This window comes from Sphingobium sp. CECT 9361 (assembly GCF_918741285.1).
Classification (GTDB): Bacteria; Pseudomonadota; Alphaproteobacteria; order Sphingomonadales; family Sphingomonadaceae; genus Sphingobium.
This window is the reverse complement of sequence record NZ_CAKKNC010000012.1, coordinates 71875-87853: the sequence shown is the minus strand read 5'-3', so window position 1 is coordinate 87853 and position 15979 is coordinate 71875. Positions and strand designations below refer to the sequence as shown.

Genomic DNA, 15979 nt, shown 5'->3' with positions numbered 1-15979 from the left:
AATCGGAATTTTCATGCATGAACAAGGTCATCGCGGCCTTTCTGGCTGCCACGTCGCGTCGCCGCGGCGCGGGCCTAGGACACCATTGCGGTGGGCCAAGCCCTGGACGTGGCATTCACACCGCACGTTGCGGTTTCAAACGCTGGCTGGATCGCGCACGCACCGTGTCCAGGCCAAGCGTCTTCGCGGGATAGTCATTCCTCCCAGGGAATATCGCTCCTCGATGAAGAACATCGCATCAAAGGCTATGCCGCTGGACGCGCTCAATTATTTAAGGCCATAGGCTTTTTCGACGCCTCTTTGGGTGACGTCGATGGACGTAGCGCCCCATGTTGATGGATAGACCGGGTAAGCGCCCCGCAAGATCGGATCGTATGATCTTGCGTTTGGCAAAATCGGGTTCCCATTTTTCTTTCGCATCCCGCGGCGCCCCTGTCCAAGCGCGGAAAACTTGATCTGGCTGCCGCGATCTTCTATCCGCTCGCCCCATGTCACCGTCTGGGTAGAACCGGTTGCTGCAAGAGCTGCATCGAGCGCCTCAAGAATGGCGCGCCGCTGCTTACCATCAAAGACTTCGGCATCGATGCGCCGCCACCCACCATCGTATCGGTATAATTTTGTTCCCGTAGTAGGCATGAGCCAGAGTTTCGAGGCGTCAGCACTCGCCGGAAGCGTTGCGCGACCTGAACCGCGCCGGGTTTGCCGGAGGCTATTTGGTTTGGGTCATGCGGCCATAGGCCGTTGTTCGATCATGGCATAGTATTGCTCCTCTGCTTCTGCGGGCGGGATGTTGCCGATGGGTTCGAGCAACCGGCGGTGATTGAACCAGTCGACCCATTCGAGCGTCGCGTATTCGACGGTCTCGAACGATCGCCACGGTCCCCGCCGGTGGATCACCTCGGCCTTGTAAAGGCCATTGATCGTCTCGGCCAAAGCGTTGTCATAGCTGTCGCCGACACTGCCGACCGAGGGCTCGATGCCCGCTTCGGCGAGGCGTTCGGTGTACTTGATCGAGACGTACTGGCTACCGCGATCGGAGTGATGGATGAGACCGCCGCTGTGCGTCGGTCGGCGATCGTGGAGGGCCTGCTCGAGTGCATCAAGGACGAAGCCGGCATGGGCCGTGCGGCTTGCTCGCCAACCCACGATCCGCCGTGCGAACGTATCGATGACGAACGCGACGTACACGAACCCCGCCCAGGTCGCGACATAGGTGAAGTCCGAGACCCAGAGCATATCGGGCGCTGGCGCGCGGAACTGCCGGTTGACGTGATCACTCGGGCACGGTGCCGAGCGGTCGCCGATCGTCGTGCGCACCGGCTTGCCACGGATGACGCCCGCCAAGCCCATCGCCCGCATGAGCCGTGCGACCGTGCAGCGCGCGACGTCGAACCCCTCGCGCTGCAGCTGCCGCCAGACCTTGCGCACACCGTAGACGCGGTAGTTGGCTTCGAACACGCGCCGCACCTCGATCCGAAGTGCAAGGTCGCGGCGCGCCCGCGCCGACAGGCGCAATGGATCACGGCGCTTCGCCTCGTGTGCATGGTAGGTTGACGGGGCGATCGGCAGGACCTTGCAGATCGGCTCGACCCCATGAATGGCACGCTGATCGTCGATGAACGCGATCATCGCTTGAACGGGCGGTCGAGCTCCGCCTGAGCAAAATACGCCGATGCTTTGCGCAGGATCTCGTTGGCCTGGCGCAGCTCGCGGTTCTCGCGCTCCAGTGCCTTCAGCTGGGCCGCGACCTCGGTCGGCACGCCGACGCGTCGGCCGCTATCGACCTCGGCCTTCTTGACCCACTCGTGCAGCGTCTGCGCCGCACAGCCGATCTTGGCTGCGATCGACATCACCGCCGCCCATCGCGATGCGTGGTCGCGCTCGTGATCGAGCACCATCCGCACCGCGCGCTCGCGGACTTCCGGCGCATATTTGTTCGTCGTCTTGCTCGTCATGGCTCCACCTTCTCAGGAGTTGGAGCGTCCGACAAACCCGGGGCGGTTCAACCTGCTTTTCAGACTGCGGCCAATCATCCCCCAGAGATGACCGCAACTTGCGCAACGACGCGAAGCTTTTCGTCTCCGAGCGCTACGTTAAAGCAGCTTCTTTTAGTAACCTTTAGCGATTTTCAAAAGACAGGATTTTTATGAAACTTGGCGCCCGCTTGCGGTCGATCGCACTCTTCAAGCAACTCGGCCCTGGCCTCGTCACAGGCGCAGCGGACGACGACCCTAGCGGAATCGCGACTTACTCCCAAGCCGGTGCGCAGTTTGGCTTTGGGCTGCTTTGGACCATGGTACTAGCCTATCCGCTCATGTGTTCCGTTCAGCTTGTTAGCGCACATATCGGCCGGGTGACCGGCTGCGGACTCGCCAAGAATATGGGTGACATATTACCAAGGTGGTTGGTGACGGGTTTGGTCTCACTCCTGTTTATCGCCAACACAATCAATATCGGTGCCGACATCGCAGCAATGGGTGCCGCAGCCGAAATGGTTGTGGGTTGGGGCTCGCATATTTTCACGATCCTGTTTGCCCTCGTGTCCCTCACTCTGCAACTCTTTGTCCCCTACCGTCGATATTCCAGTCTGTTGAAGTGGCTCACACTGGTCCTCTTGGCCTATGTAGCAGTATTGTTCATGGTAAAGCTTGACTGGTCTCTCATAGGCCTTGGCTTGATCATGCCCTCCGTCAGCAGCAAGGAAGCCGTCGTCACGATCGTCGCGATCTTCGGCACGACGATCAGTCCATATCTTTTTTTCTGGCAAAGCGCGCAGGAAGTGGAAGAGGTCACCCAAGATGATGATGCTGAGCCGCTCGTCGAAGCCCCCTGGCAGGCCAGGCGGGAGTTTCGCCGCATGCGGCTCGACACTTTTTCTGGCATGGCAATTTCCAATTTGGTGGCCCTGGCGATCATGATTGCGACCGCGGCGACCCTTCACGCGTCAGGTCAAACATCGATCGGAACCGCAGCCGACGCGGCGAAAGCGCTTGAGCCTGTTGCTGGCAGATTTGCCTTCCTGCTGTTCGCCCTTGGCATCATCGGCACCGGCTTGCTCGCGGTGCCGGTCCTGGCGGGTTCGGCAGCATATGCCATAGGTGAAAGCCGCGGATGGAAGTGCGGCCTCGAACATAAACCTTGGGAAGCGGTCGGATTTTACGTCGTTATAGGGCTAGCCACGCTACTCGGAATTGGCATCGACTGGTCAGAGCTGGATCCCTTGAAGGCACTCTTTTGGAGTGCCGTTATCAATGGAATTACGGCAGTACCGATAATGATCGCTATGATGATCGTCGTATCAAAGCACTCCGCCATGGGTAAGTTTACCGCCCGCCCACAGTTGCTGTTCGTAGCCATCCGGTGAGGGCCGCGGCGGACGTGTGTCAGGCGGCGATGTCAGCGCGGTGGGTTTGCCAATTCCAGGGCAGCAGGTCATCGAGCCGACTGGCGGGATGGCTGGCGATGCGGGCGAGGACATCGGCAAGCCAGGCCTGAGGATCGACGTCGTTAAGGCGTGCGGTCTGGATCAACGTGTAGATCACCGCTGCACGCTCGCCGCCTCGATCGGACCCGCAGAACAGCCAGGCCTTGCGGCCAAGCGGCACGCAGCGAAGTCCGCGTTCGGCGGCGTTGTTGGTGAGGCACACGCGCCCGTCTTCAAGGAACCGGGTGAACGCGTCCCAGCGCCGCAGCATGTAGTTGATGGCCTTGGCGAGGTCGTGATTACGCGACAGCTTGGCGAGCTGGGTAGTGAGCCAGGCGTGCAGCTCGGTCACCAGCGGTGCGCTTAGTTCGCGCCGCATAGCGAGGCGTTCGCCGGCGTGCTTGCCGTTGATGGCGCGCTCGACATCGAACAAGGCGTCGATCCGCTGCACGGCTTCGAGCGCGATCGGATAGATCATGCCGGCGCGCTCGCCGCGGCTCTTCCTGCGCGCCGCGCCCTCGACGTCGGCCAGCTCGAAGAACTTGCGCCTCGCGTGAGCAAAGCAGCCAGCCTCGAGCACGGGTGCCGGCATGCGGGTAGGTGCATAGAGCTCGATGTAGCCGCCATAGGCATCGGCCTGCAGGATACCTGACCAGGATGCCAGATGCGCGCGGGGATGCTCGCCGCGGCGATCGCGCGAGTAGTGAAACAGCGCCGCTGGCGGATCGGCGCCGGCGAATGGCCGATCGTCGCGGACATAGACCCACAGCCTGGCCGTATCGGTCTTGCCCTTGGCCATGACCGGCACAGTGGTATCGTCGCCGTGCAATCGCTCGGCGGCCAGGACATGGGCCTCGATGCGGCGGTAGAGCGGCATCAGCGCAAAGGCGGCGGCGCCGACCTGATCGGCGAGCGTCGAAGTGCTGAGCGGCACGCCCTCGCGGGCAAAGCGGTCAGCCTGGCGGTTGAGAGGCTGGTGCTGTCCGTACTTATCGAACAGGAGCATGGCCAGGAAGCTGGGACCTGCCCATCCGCGCGGTACGACATGGAACGGCGCTGGCGGCTGCGTAATCAGCTCGCAGTCCCGGCAGGCGACCTTCTCGCGCACGGTCTGGATGACCTTCCAGGAGCGCGGAATCACCTCGAGCGTCTCTGTGACGTCTTCGCCGAGCTTGGACAGGCGGCTGCTGCCGCAGGCCGGGCAAGCGCAAGGCGCAGGGATCACCACCCGCTCGCGCGGCAGGTGCTCGGGGAACGGCTTACGGGAAGGCTTCTTGCGCTCGAACGGGGTGACGCTCGCGCTCCTTTGAGCGGCGGCCTCGGCGGCGAGATCGTCCTGGGCGGCGTCACCTTCGAGATCTTCGAGGCTCAGCTCCATCTGCTCGAGCAAACGGCGAGTACGCTCGGCGCTGAGCCCGTACTGCTCGCGGCGCAGCTTGGCGATCTGCAACTTGAGGTGGGCGATCATCGCCTCGGTGGCGCTTGCGCGGGCATGGGCGTTGGCGAGCTTGGCCTCGGCCTCATCAGCTCGTCCGATCGCGGTCGCCAGCAGCGCCTTGAGCGCTTCGACATCGTCCGGAACGGGCGAAACCGCAGCTTCCATGAGCACGATGGAATCACAAAATACCGCCCGGATGAAGCACAAAATGCGCCGCTGACGAAGAAAGTGCGCGGTCTACCCCGCGCTTTGCGGGCGCCAGGAATACTGCGGGTTACGCCAGTCGATCCCGTCGAGCAGACAGGCCAGCTGCGAGGCCGTCAGCGACACCATGCCGTCCTTCGCCGACGGCCAGACGAAGCGCCCCTTCTCAAGCCGCTTGGCGTAGAGCGACATGCCGATCCCGTCATGCCAGATGAGCTTTACCAGCGAACCTGCCCGCCCGCGGAACACGAACAGATCGCCGCCGTGGGGATCGCGGCTGAGGCCTTGCTGGACCAGCAGCGCCAAGCCTTGCATCCCCTTTCTCATATCCGTGTGACCCATCGCGATCCACACGCGTGCACCTGCAGGGATCACCGCAGCGCTCTCAAGGCGGCGGCGACCAGCGCCGGCGATGCCGAGGGGAAGATGCTGACCCGGTTGCCGCGCGCCAGGTCGACGACGATCGCGGGGTTGAGGCTGGGCCGAGCTGAGCCGGCGCGCGGTATGTGGGTGGCGAATTGCTCACAGGATAGCCGCGATAATCCCCCCCGCCATAGCCGTGCCCGCCATCCCAGCTAACGCCGCCATGTCCTCCGCTCCAATTGACACCTGCTCCGTGAGATTGCGTCTGCGCGACGCTCGGAGATGCAAACGCCGCCGCGAAAGCTGACATCGACAACATCTGCGCTATTTTCATGGTCATATTGTCCTTAATCCGCTGGCCGATCGACCCATGGCTGCAATTTGTGTCAATGATGCCGCTCTTCCCGCCGTCTGTCATGATGGTCACGGCGATAGCCTCGATTACCGTCGTAGTAGCCGCGTTGCTGGTAGCTGATGCGCCGATCATAAAAATAAGGGTCATCATAGTAGGCGGACCGGGGGGCATAGCGGTAGCCACCGTAGTCGCCACCATAGCCACCGTAATATCCAGCTCCGTGACCAACGTTGATGCCAACCCCGCCATGCCCGCCCCGATGGTGGCCGCCGCCATGCCGGTCCCGCGCCAAGGCGGGAGACGCAGTCAATGTCGCGAGGGCGGCACTAGCGAGAACGAGAAGGATCTTTCGCTGCATCTCTTCTCTCCTTAGCGCTTCGAACCAGCCACTCTTGCCGATCTCCGTAGCCACGCAGCACTGAACTCATCGTGAACCACAAAGCCTGAAATTGTCTGTCAAGCCAGTTCGTCGTGAAGGCATGCCAAGTAAAAGGTGGCCGACCGCAGGACGAGCGCCTCGCCGACAGATGGCGCACTCTTCTCGGTGAAGCGATAGAACAGGCGCAACAATATAAATGACGATGCAAGATGCTGCGGACTTTGGGTGGGACAGTGGGGAGGATGTCGTCGATCGCCTTGCGGGGCGATTGCACGACCATGCAGGACGAACCTCGCTATGCCTACGCCCATTAACGGGTGCCCTGCATACCCCGAGTGCCGTCGTCGCGATCAGAGTTACGCTTCAACCTGCGAACGGAGCCGCCCGAACGAGGCGCCTTCAGCGGTCGCGGTCGCGGTCGCAGCGACGGAAGGGGAAGCGACGTGCGTGGTCAAGGTGTCGGACGTCGGCCCGGTCGTGGACGATCCTACTATCCATTTTGTGGCACCTATTCCGGGCAACCTTATTTTGGCTCCATCTGGTTGGAATCGGCGTAGGCGGTCACGGTGGCGGGCATGGTTCCTTCGGTGGTCACCGCTCCGGTCCTCATCGCTAGAGGCGGATCGGTATTTGACCAAAAATGCAACCGCCAGGCTGCGCCATTCGGGTTAGGTTCATTGCGAGACGCGCATCATGCTCTGGTCAATGGCCGTCGCGGTGTCCTGTTGTCAGTCGCAAGCCGCATCCGAACGAGCGAGGAATTCAGCATGTCCGATATCGTCCCAGCATCTGCATCCACGGCCCGCGCGCAGGGGATGCTCTGCCCGGTATGCAGAGTTGATCTCCTGCTTTCCGATCGACAGGGGATCGAGATCGATTATTGTCCGCAGTGCCGGGGCGTCTGGCTCGATCGTGGCGAACTCGACAAGATCATCGAACGGAACGCCGCTTTCGAGGCCGATGCACCGCCGCAGTCTATCGGCGGCGGCGCACCTGGGCCCGGCTACGGCCAGTCAGCCCCGTGGGGTGGAGGTCATGGCGAGGATCGTTACAGTGGCGGGCACGGAGGGGGCCATGGCGGAGGTCACGGCGGAGGCCACGGCAGCGGCCATCAGCGAGGCGGCTTTCTGGGCGGTCTGTTCCGATAACACCAGCATCCGCTCGTGACACGTTGCCGCTCGGGTCTGATCAGGTGGCCGGAGACTGATCAGACCGGCATGTTCATTATATCCTTGTAGGCAGAAAGAAGCTTGTTTCTGACCTGCAAGGTCGCTTCGAAACTGATTGATGCGCGCTGCTGCATGAGCACTACCGACGCGATGTCGGTTGTTTCACCGCGTTCATAGGCCTCAGTCGCGACATCTTCCTGCTCCTGGAGGGTGTTGACCTGCTGGAGGGCATTTTGAAAAGTTGTCGCGAAGGATGCCGAACCGGCAGCGACACCGTCAACGCGGGCTGTATCGGTCGTTTGGCCAGTGTTCGCAACGGGGCGGGTGGCGGCATCCCGCAAGGCAGCATTTCGCTGCAGCACTGCGTTGCGAATAGCCATGACATCTGCAGCACCGACGCTCGTCACTATGGCTTCCTTCAGGACATCAGTGGGGCCGGGAAATCTGTCGCACTGGAATGAACCGCAAAGACTATAAGAACGCCCCCGCAGTCCTTGGTTACGCCGGATGCGTTACGATCTCGTTAACCATCATGATCGGGCCAAGGGTCCCGCACATCGAAACGCGCCGAGTAAACGGGATCCTCGTCTGGTGGTGATACCACTGATCGAGCACGCATTCATAAAAAGAAGAACCGACCTTCCAGTGGCGTGCGCAATGGCAATGACATTGGCTACGCCTGCCTGGCGGAATCTCGACGCTACCGCTGCCCTAAAAAGCGAATTACTGTCGGCCATTGAAACGTCACGTCATTGCCCTGACCAGCGCGTCGATCGAAACGGTCGCGAAGCGCGTATAGTTGTCGGCGACGCCGTAGGGCAGGAGTAGCGACCGACCGCGCACCAATCCGCCGCAGCTATAGACGACGTTGGGAACATAGCCATCGCGGTCGTCCACGCTAGGCTCGATGAGCGGACTGGCGAGGCGCCCAAGAACCTTCGAAGGGTCATTGCGGTCGAGTAGCGCCGCGCCGATGCTATAGTTGCGGACCTCCCCGACCCCGTGGGTGAGTAGCAGCCACCCTTCATCGATCTCGATGGGCGAGCCGCAATTGCCGAGCTGGATAAATTCCCACGACTCGGCCGGCTCGAGAATCTTTCTGCCGCCGACCCAGTGGAACCGGTCGTTTGAAGCAAACAGCCAGAGGTTCTCGCTGTCCTGTCGTCCGATTGCCATGTAACGCCCTCCGATCTGACGCGGGAACAGCGCCATACCTTTACCGTCAGCGAGGTCGCCGGTGACCGGGCGCATCGCAAAGCGATGGAAGTCGTCGGTTTCGAGCATCTCCTGCCGCACGCCGCGCAGGCCCAGCGCGGTATAGGTGCCGGCATAGGTGTACGTGCCGTCGGCGCGCTCCACGCGGGTTAGCCGCAGGTCCTCGATCCCGCCGCTCTGGCTTTCGACGAAGGGGAACAGGACGGTCTGCGACACATCGTGGCTGGCCGAGCAATCGAGCGAGAAGGGATCGCCGTCCTTCCAGTCGTCCGGCAGGATCAACTCCGGCGGAACCGAGACCGCACTGGGCGTATCGAGCATCACCGATCCATCCGCCGCCCAGATGCCCGTGCGGAACGTCACCGACGAGAGGTGGCCCTCACCTATCCCGCGCAGCGACAAGATAAAGCGTAAGGCGCCCGCGGGCGTCGCACCCTGGTCGGGGTGGGCGACCACGCTGGGGTTGAACAACGCGGCCGATTCATAGGAATACTCCGCACTGAAATAAGCTCCGATGAGCAAGCGCTGGTCGCGCCTGAGCGCAGCCTGGCCGGGTACGAGGTCCGCGACCGCTTCGAAACGGCGAAGCAACGTCGCCTCAACATCCGGATAACGCGCATCGAGCGAGAGGCGGACCCGCGCGAGGTCCCGATCGAGCTTCGCGGCGTCGAGGAAGAGTACGCGCGCAATGATGCGCGCGCCGCGCGACCGGCCAGCTATGGCGTAACGCGGGGGATCGGAGGGTAAGAACGGACGAGTCACCGTCCGCGCCGGATCGGGACGCAATAGGATCGGCAGGTGGGACACGGGAACGGTAGTCATCTGAACACTTATGCTCCCGTAACCCCATATGTTGGCTCGTGAAGGATGGGCATGATTGTGCCAAGCGCCGTCGTGCTCGCGTCCCTGCAAGCGGGTGGACGTCTCGAGCTCTTGAACGGCTCTACTGCGCAGTGAGGCGTCAGCGTGTCGCTTGATCCTGGATGCTGCCTGAGCCCTACGGCGTTCCAGAAGCCGGGATATCCTCGACGCTCTCCCGGCCATCGTCGTCGGCGGGGGCGAGCTGCTCCGGCGTCTCGTCTGAACCGCTAGGAAGCGAGTCGGGGTGGGGGTCGGGCGGCGCGCTTGCCATTGAGTTTCTCCTCTAGCCTAGCTTCTCAAACTTGTGATTTTCCAGATTAGTTCCGGTACTGCAAAGAGAATAAGGGGGTTGCTGGCTGGCGCGGCCGCATCAATCGGCAGCCGCGGCGGCACGGCGACGGTTCAGGAAGAAGCCGCCGAGCACCGCGATCAACATCAGAAGCTGGGCGGCCATCGATTGCAAGGTCGGGAAGATACCGAGCATGGAAACGCGGATCCCGCCTCCAAGCGGCGCAATGTCGATGATGCCGGCTTCCTGTAGCGCCGACACGCCCTTGCCGGCAAGGACGATGGTGAGGATTGCCATAAGCCAAGAACTGTAGGAAAAGAATTTCGCGATCGGCAGGTCGCGGCTGTAGCGCAGCATGGCCCAGGCGATGAGGCCGAGCAGAACGACAGCCGAGCCGGCGCCCGCCAACATCGTGCCGCCATTGCCCTGGGTCCAGAGCGCGGCGTAGAACAGGATCGTCTCGAACACCTCGCGATAGACGACGATGAAGGCCAGGCCGAACAGGAACCAGGCCGACTGCTTCGACAATGCGTGCGACATCTTCTGGCGGATGTAGCGTTGCCATTGGTCCGCCTGCGCCTTGCCGTGCATCCATATCCCCACGGAGAGCAGGACGACAGCCGCGAACAGCGACCCGAACCCTTCGGTAAGCTCCCGGCTCGCGCCGCTGATCCCGATCGCATAGGTCGCGATTCCCCATGTGATCGCGCCGACTATGAGCGCCCCGATCCAGCCGCCATGGACATAGGGCAGCACTTCAGGCCGCTCGGCCTTGCGCAGGAAAGCGATCATCGCGACGACGATCAGCAGGGCTTCGAGCCCCTCGCGCAGCAGAATGGTGAAGGCGCCCAGGAAGGTCGATGCGCTGCTCGCTGCGTCCGGGGACAATGCCGCGTCGGCATCGTCGAACAGGCCGTCGAGCACCTGGACGCGCTTGGCAACCTCGTCGGCGGGGCGACCTTGCTGGAGCGATGCCCGAAATTCGCCCATGGCGCTTTCGATGTGCCCCATGAGCGTTGCGTCGCGCGCGGTCAGCATCGGCTCGAGTGGCTCGAAGCCATCGAGATAGGCGGAGAGCGCGAGTTCCTTGGCGGCGTGGCGGTCGCCACCACGATAGGCCGCAAGGCTCTGTGCCAGCTTTGCGCGCGCGATGGTCAGCGAACCGGGTGCCTGCCGGATCACCGCGTCCGGGTGACGGCGCAGATAGGCGATCACCGCGTCTGCCTTGTCTGGTCCGATCGTCTTCGCAAGCACCTCGGGTGTCAGCCCCGCTAATGTCGTCAGGTCGGGGATCCTGTTCCGCAAGTCCGGATCGGACTTCCACAGCCGCTCGCCCTGGCTTGCAAGAGCATCGGGAAAGGCGAAGCGACCGGCATAGAAGGCCAACGCCCAGCGATCGTCGCTCGGCAAGGTCGCAAAGCTTTGCATCGCCGTCCCGTCGATGCCCTGGTCGATGACCTGGTAGAGCGCGAACGGGCTGCGCTGCCGCGCACGCACTACCTCGCTAAAAGCGATCGGCGGCGTCTTGAGCTTTGCAGCATCGGGGCCATGCCCATCCCCGGTCATGCCGTGGCAGCTCGCGCAATTCTGCGCGAACAAGGTAGCGCCGCGGGCCAGATCGGGCGCCTTGCTCGGCGCGAGGGGCACAGGGTACGCCTTGAGCAGATCGGCGGCGAGGCCATGGGCGATGCGGGCGACCTCCTCGGGCGTTCCTTTCGCGGCGATGACGCCCTGAAGTCGAGCTGCACCCGCGATCAGCTGCTTGCGCGCCGGCGTGGGCGACAGCGTCGAAAGGCGGGTCGATACCGAAGCCGCGAATTCGGTCATCTCGGCATATTCGGAAGGACTCTTCACCCGTCCGCCGCTGACAGCACCGCCATAATCGACCGCTATATAGTCGAGCAGCCGCCATGCCGTCTGCACGTCGGTCGTTTGCGCATCGGCAGCGACGCTTGTGGCAAGGGCAAGCAAGACGGCACCGAGAACCGCCAACACGCGCCACAGCGCAACCGTCCGCCGACGAATCGATAAAAGGTGAAGGCTGCCAGAAAGCGTGAACATACGTCGCGTCTACACCCTCTAGCTGCTAGAGGGTCAAGCAGTTTTGCGACTTATTTGCATTAGCTGCTGATAATTGCGAACGGTGACATCATCGACCGCCCTGCTCAGCCGAACGCAGTGCAATCCGGCGCCAATGTCTCGATGATGCGGCACTCGGAAATGGTGCCATGCCCGCACTGGACAATGACGTTGCTCAATTCGGACCTCAGCGTGTTCAGATCGCGAAGCTTTCGGTCGATTTCGGCGAGATGCTCCCGCGCGATCGCGTCCACCGCCTTGCAAGAAATATCCTTCTGGTCGGCAAGCTTGAGCAACTCCTGAACCTGGTCGATCGAGAAACCCAGCGCGCGAGCCCTGCGAATGAAACTGAGCCGTGCGAGATGTTGGGCGGTGTAGGCGCGATAGTTGTTCTTTGTTCGGGCGGGCGCCGCCAACAAGCCGATGCTCTCATAATAGCGGATCGTCTCCACCTTGGTGTCGGTGGCTTTGGCCAGACTCCCGATGCTGAGCGGCTCGGTGGACATATCGTTTGACCCTCTAGTGACTTCAGACTGTATAGAGGGTGTCATGTCGAAAAGTCGAGGTGACGCTATGTTCGATCAAATCGGGACGAGCCCCATAGCGATAGAGCGCCGATGGCGCTTCAAGGTGCAGGGGCTAGACTGTCAGAACGAGGTTCGGTTGCTCAGGGAAGCGCTGCTCCCACTCGGTGGAGATGAGCGGTTTTTGTCGTTCCAGCCGAAGCTTGGCCTGCTCGACGTCGACGTCGCGTCCGGCCTCACAGTCGAAGCCGTGATCGCGGCCGTATCGACCACCGGGATGACCGCTGAGCTAGACGGTCAGAGCGGTATCTCAAAAGATGCCGCGGGAGCCGATGGTTGCAGAAGCTGCTCGGGTGAACCGGCGCCCGTTGCCCAGGCCCTGCCGGACCGTCCGGACGGCGTCATTTTCGCAATCCATGGCATGGACTGCGGTGACGAAGTCGCGGTGCTCAAGCGCGAACTCGGTCCGATCGTCGGGCCGGAAAAACTGTCGTTCGATCTGATCAACGGTCGCATGTCGATCGCGAGCGATGCCGATCTCTCTCTTCACGCCGACATCCTAAGGGCAGTCGAACGCACGGGGATGCGCGCCGAACTGTGGAATGAAGGCGAGCGCAGTGTCGGTGCGCCAGAGGAACAGCGGCGGCGCCGTGTTCAGGCCGGGCTGACCATCGCAAGCGGCGCTTTGGTCCTGATCGGTTTTGCGATTCACGCGCGCGCGAACGGCTTCGCTGCGGTACTGCACGAGAGCCTGGCGCGCGAGGCGCACCCCCCGCTTCTGGCGATGCTCGCTTATTCCTTGGCGATTCTGTCGGCCGTTCGATACGTCGCGCCCAAGGCGATCCTCGCGGCGCGGCGACTCCGGCCGGACATGAACCTGCTCATGCTGGTCGCGGTGGCGGGCGCCCTCGGCATCGGCCAATGGTTCGAAGCGGCGACTGTCGCATTTTTCTTCGCCCTTGCGCTGGCGCTTGAGGCATGGAGCCTGGGACGTGCCCGCCGTGCCGTCGCCGCCCTTTTGGAAATCGCGCCGGATTCGGCCCGGATACGGGATGCGGCCGGCGTCGAGAGGGACGTGCCCGTTGCCGACGTTGCGGTCGGAACGCACGTGATCGTTCCGCCGGGCGGAAAGATACCGCTCGATGGCCAGGTGGTTGCGGGGACCAGCGCGGTCAATCAGGCACCAATCACGGGTGAAAGCGTACCCGTCACGGTCATGCAGGACGCAACCGTCTATGCCGGGACCATCAATGGCATGGGCGCGCTCGAAATCGTAACCACCCGGCCAGCCTCCGACACGACCCTCGCGCGTATCGTGCGGATGGTCGGCGAGGCGCAGAGCAAACGGGCTCCGACCGAACAATGGGTGGAACGCTTCGCGCGGATATACACGCCGGTCGTGATGGCGCTTTCCCTGGCGGTATTCCTCGTGCCGCCTCTTCTGCTGGGAGGCGGTTGGGCCGCCTGGTTCTATCAAGCGCTCGTGTTGCTCGTCATCGCCTGCCCCTGTGCGCTGGTCATCTCGACCCCTGTCAGCATAGTCGCCGGATTGACGGGCGCGGCCCGGCGGGGCGTGCTGATCAAGGGAGGTGTCCACCTGGAAACGCCTGCCCGCCTCACAGCGATTGCGATGGACAAGACCGGCACGCTCACGCTTGGGCGCCCCGAGGTAATCGAGCTTGTCCCGCTTGGCGGTCGGGGCGAGATCGAGCTGCTGGCGCTCGCGGCTGCCATCGAAGCGCGAAGCGAGCATCCGATTGCCCACGCGATCCTTGATGCCGCAGCAGTGCGCGGCGTCGATATCGTCCCTGCAACGGCGGTGACGGCCTTGCCCGGGCAAGGAGTCGTTGGCGCGATCGGTGGTCGCGAGATCTGGGTCGGCTCCCCTGGCTATCTCGGCGAGAGGCTGGGGGGTGCAGGCGATGATGAGCTTGCCGCCCAGTTGCGTCGAATCGCTGCGGCCGGACTGACCGGGATCGTTGTCGGCGAGGGCCAGTCGGTCATCGGATTAATTTCAATTGGTGATGCAGTGCGTCCTGAGGCCAGGCAAATCGTCGCGCAACTGCATGAACTTGGCATCGCACAGGTCGTGATGCTGACGGGAGACAGCCGCGCGCCCGCTCAGGCCATCGCGCATGAAACCGGTGTGGATGAAGTTTACGCCGAGCTGCTTCCCGAACAGAAGGTCGAGGCGATAGAAAGACTGGTGGCGCAGCATGGCCTTGTCGCGATGGTCGGTGACGGCGTCAACGACGCGCCGGCGATGGCGCGGGCCAGCCTCGGCATCGCGATGGGCGCGATTGGGAGCGATGCGGCGATCGAGACGGCGGATATCGCACTGATGCAGGATGATCTCTCCCAGCTACCGTGGCTTATTCGGCACTCCCGTGCGACGCTCACCATCGTCCGGCAGAACATCGGCTTCTCGCTTGCGGTCAAGCTCGTCTTCGGGGGGCTGACGCTGCTCGGAATGGCGTCGCTTTGGGGCGCGATAGCAGCAGATGTCGGAGCATCGCTCCTGGTCGTGCTCAACGGGCTGCGTCTTATCAATCGCGACCAGCGGGCGCGATAGCTCGGTTTCCGAGCGTCACGAAGCCACGATCTTCGCTCTTCGATCCCGCAAAAGGACCACATTGATATGGCCGGACAATGTACCGCGAGCATCGACACGGGCTTTGTGACATTGGGCTATGCCAAGGTCGCCCTCTTGGGCGTGGTGCAGGGCATTACCGAACTTCTGCCGATTTCGTCGACGGCCCATATGCGCGTCGTACCTGCCGTGCTGGGGTGGCGAGATCCGGGTTCGGCCTTTTCGGCCGCAATGCAGCTCGCGGCGCTCGCCGCCGTTATCAGCTATTTCTGGCAGGACGTTCGCCGTCTTGCCGTCGAGTCTGTGTCGGCGATCAGCCGCCGCGAATTCGGCGATCCCGATCTGCGTCTTGCGACCTGGATCGTGCTGGCGACGATCCCTATCGCGCTGGCGGGCGTGCTCCTTTCGAGCAGCCTCAATACCTGCAACTCGCCCCTTCGCGCATTGCCGGTGATCGGCTGGGCGTGTATCGTAATGGCGGTGCTGATGGCGCTCACTGAAATCCTGGCACGCCACCGCCGCAGCGTCGAGAACGCATCACTGGTGGACGCGCTGCTCGTCGGCCTGGCCCAGGTCGGAGCCCTCATCCCAGGCGTCTCACGCTCCGGATCGACTCTCACCGCTGCGCTCGCACTCGGATTTAAGCGTGAAGAAGCTGCGCGCTTTTCATTCCTGTTGGGCATCCCGGCTATCGCTCTCGCCGGATTGAAGGAATTGTGGGAGCTGCACAAAGTCCACCTCGACATGCACGGCTGGTCCATTCTGGCGGTCGGCCTTGTCGTCGCATCCATTTCGGCATTCGCGGCGATCTGGGCCCTAATGCGCGTCCTCGAGCGCTTCTCCGCCTGGCCTTTCGTCATCTATCGCGGAGTGCTTGGCGTTCTTCTGGTCATCGCGACCACCAACGCCTGGCTAGTCTGAGGCGTCAGCCTCCCAGCACATCGGGAAATGGGCATGGCAATGCCTCATCGACGCATCGCGATGCCTATGACTATGAGCTGCGCCCAATCTGGTATCCGGCGAATGGTCGTGCAGCTCAGTCAGATGTAGCCACAGTCCGATAGATACCAGGATTTCGGCGACGGTGAG

The 15979-nt window shown here is 62.6% G+C and carries 12 protein-coding genes, 1 pseudogene and 1 other annotated feature; of the genes and pseudogenes, 4 read left to right on the top strand and 9 right to left on the bottom strand.

Features of this window, described 5'->3' with window-relative positions:
• Positions 1-115: 115 nt before the first annotated feature.
• Both LQ220_RS16285 and LQ220_RS16280 read right to left on the bottom strand, forming a co-directional pair.
• Positions 116-672 (bottom strand): annotated as a pseudogene (locus tag LQ220_RS16285) (HAD family hydrolase); the annotation flags it as partial.
• Positions 673-723: 51 nt separating this feature from the next.
• Positions 724-1955 (bottom strand): IS3 family transposase gene (locus tag LQ220_RS16280; RefSeq protein WP_230189203.1). Its coding sequence is split into 2 segments (ribosomal slippage): positions 724-1664 and positions 1664-1955, totalling 1233 coding nucleotides; the frame shifts between segments, so codons are not numbered across the junction.
• Positions 1555-1671, bottom strand: a sequence feature (AL1L pseudoknot). It overlaps the preceding gene by 117 nt.
• Before the next feature lie 191 nt (positions 1956-2146).
• On the opposite strand from LQ220_RS16280, the gene LQ220_RS16275 reads away from it, so the two are divergent.
• Positions 2147-3364, top strand: a complete 1218-nt coding sequence (locus tag LQ220_RS16275) for a divalent metal cation transporter (protein ID WP_230189202.1) — start codon at positions 2147-2149, stop codon at positions 3362-3364.
• A gap of 19 nt (positions 3365-3383) precedes the next feature.
• Here the strand turns inward: LQ220_RS16275 and LQ220_RS16270 are convergent, their stop codons facing one another.
• The 3 genes from LQ220_RS16270 to LQ220_RS16260 all read right to left on the bottom strand — a co-directional run bounded on the left by LQ220_RS16270 (position 3384) and on the right by LQ220_RS16260 (position 6142).
• On the bottom strand, positions 3384-5027 hold the full coding sequence (locus tag LQ220_RS16270; protein WP_230189201.1) for an IS66 family transposase: 1644 nt from the start codon (positions 5025-5027) through the stop codon (positions 3384-3386).
• A 72-nt stretch (positions 5028-5099) separates the two neighbouring features.
• Positions 5100-5420, bottom strand: coding sequence for an IS66 family insertion sequence element accessory protein TnpB (gene tnpB, locus LQ220_RS16265; protein WP_354957993.1), 321 nt, complete (start codon positions 5418-5420; stop codon positions 5100-5102).
• Between the two features lie 395 nt (positions 5421-5815).
• Complete coding sequence (locus LQ220_RS16260) at positions 5816-6142, bottom strand: hypothetical protein (protein WP_230189199.1); 327 nt, start codon at positions 6140-6142, stop codon at positions 5816-5818.
• An 836-nt stretch (positions 6143-6978) separates the two neighbouring features.
• On the opposite strand from LQ220_RS16260, the gene LQ220_RS16255 reads away from it, so the two are divergent.
• On the top strand, positions 6979-7311 hold the full coding sequence (locus tag LQ220_RS16255; protein ID WP_230189230.1) for a zf-TFIIB domain-containing protein: 333 nt from the start codon (positions 6979-6981) through the stop codon (positions 7309-7311).
• A 59-nt stretch (positions 7312-7370) separates the two neighbouring features.
• On the opposite strand, the gene fliE is transcribed toward LQ220_RS16255, so the two are convergent.
• The 4 genes from fliE to LQ220_RS16235 all read right to left on the bottom strand — a co-directional run bounded on the left by fliE (position 7371) and on the right by LQ220_RS16235 (position 12282).
• Positions 7371-7712 (bottom strand): flagellar hook-basal body complex protein FliE, encoded by a 342-nt coding sequence (gene fliE, locus LQ220_RS16250; protein ID WP_230189229.1) that lies wholly within the window; start codon positions 7710-7712, stop codon positions 7371-7373.
• Positions 7713-8076: 364 nt separating this feature from the next.
• Positions 8077-9369: a glycoside hydrolase family 130 protein gene (locus tag LQ220_RS16245; RefSeq protein WP_230189198.1), complete on the bottom strand. Its 1293-nt coding sequence runs from the start codon at positions 9367-9369 to the stop codon at positions 8077-8079.
• Between the two features lie 409 nt (positions 9370-9778).
• Positions 9779-11758 carry a cytochrome c/FTR1 family iron permease gene (locus tag LQ220_RS16240; protein ID WP_230189197.1) on the bottom strand — a complete coding sequence of 660 codons (1980 nt, stop codon included), beginning with the start codon at positions 11756-11758 and terminating at the stop codon, positions 9779-9781.
• A gap of 104 nt (positions 11759-11862) precedes the next feature.
• Positions 11863-12282, bottom strand: coding sequence for a helix-turn-helix domain-containing protein (locus tag LQ220_RS16235; protein WP_230189196.1), 420 nt, complete (start codon positions 12280-12282; stop codon positions 11863-11865).
• Positions 12283-12349: 67 nt separating this feature from the next.
• On the opposite strand from LQ220_RS16235, the gene LQ220_RS16230 reads away from it, so the two are divergent.
• Together LQ220_RS16230 and uppP are read left to right on the top strand one after the other, a co-directional pair.
• A complete protein-coding gene (locus LQ220_RS16230; RefSeq protein WP_230189195.1) occupies positions 12350-14872 on the top strand; it encodes a heavy metal translocating P-type ATPase in 2523 nt (840 codons plus the stop codon).
• Between the two features lie 66 nt (positions 14873-14938).
• Positions 14939-15811, top strand: a complete 873-nt coding sequence (uppP, locus tag LQ220_RS16225; RefSeq protein ID WP_230189194.1) for an undecaprenyl-diphosphatase UppP — start codon at positions 14939-14941, stop codon at positions 15809-15811.
• Positions 15812-15979 lie beyond the last annotated feature (168 nt).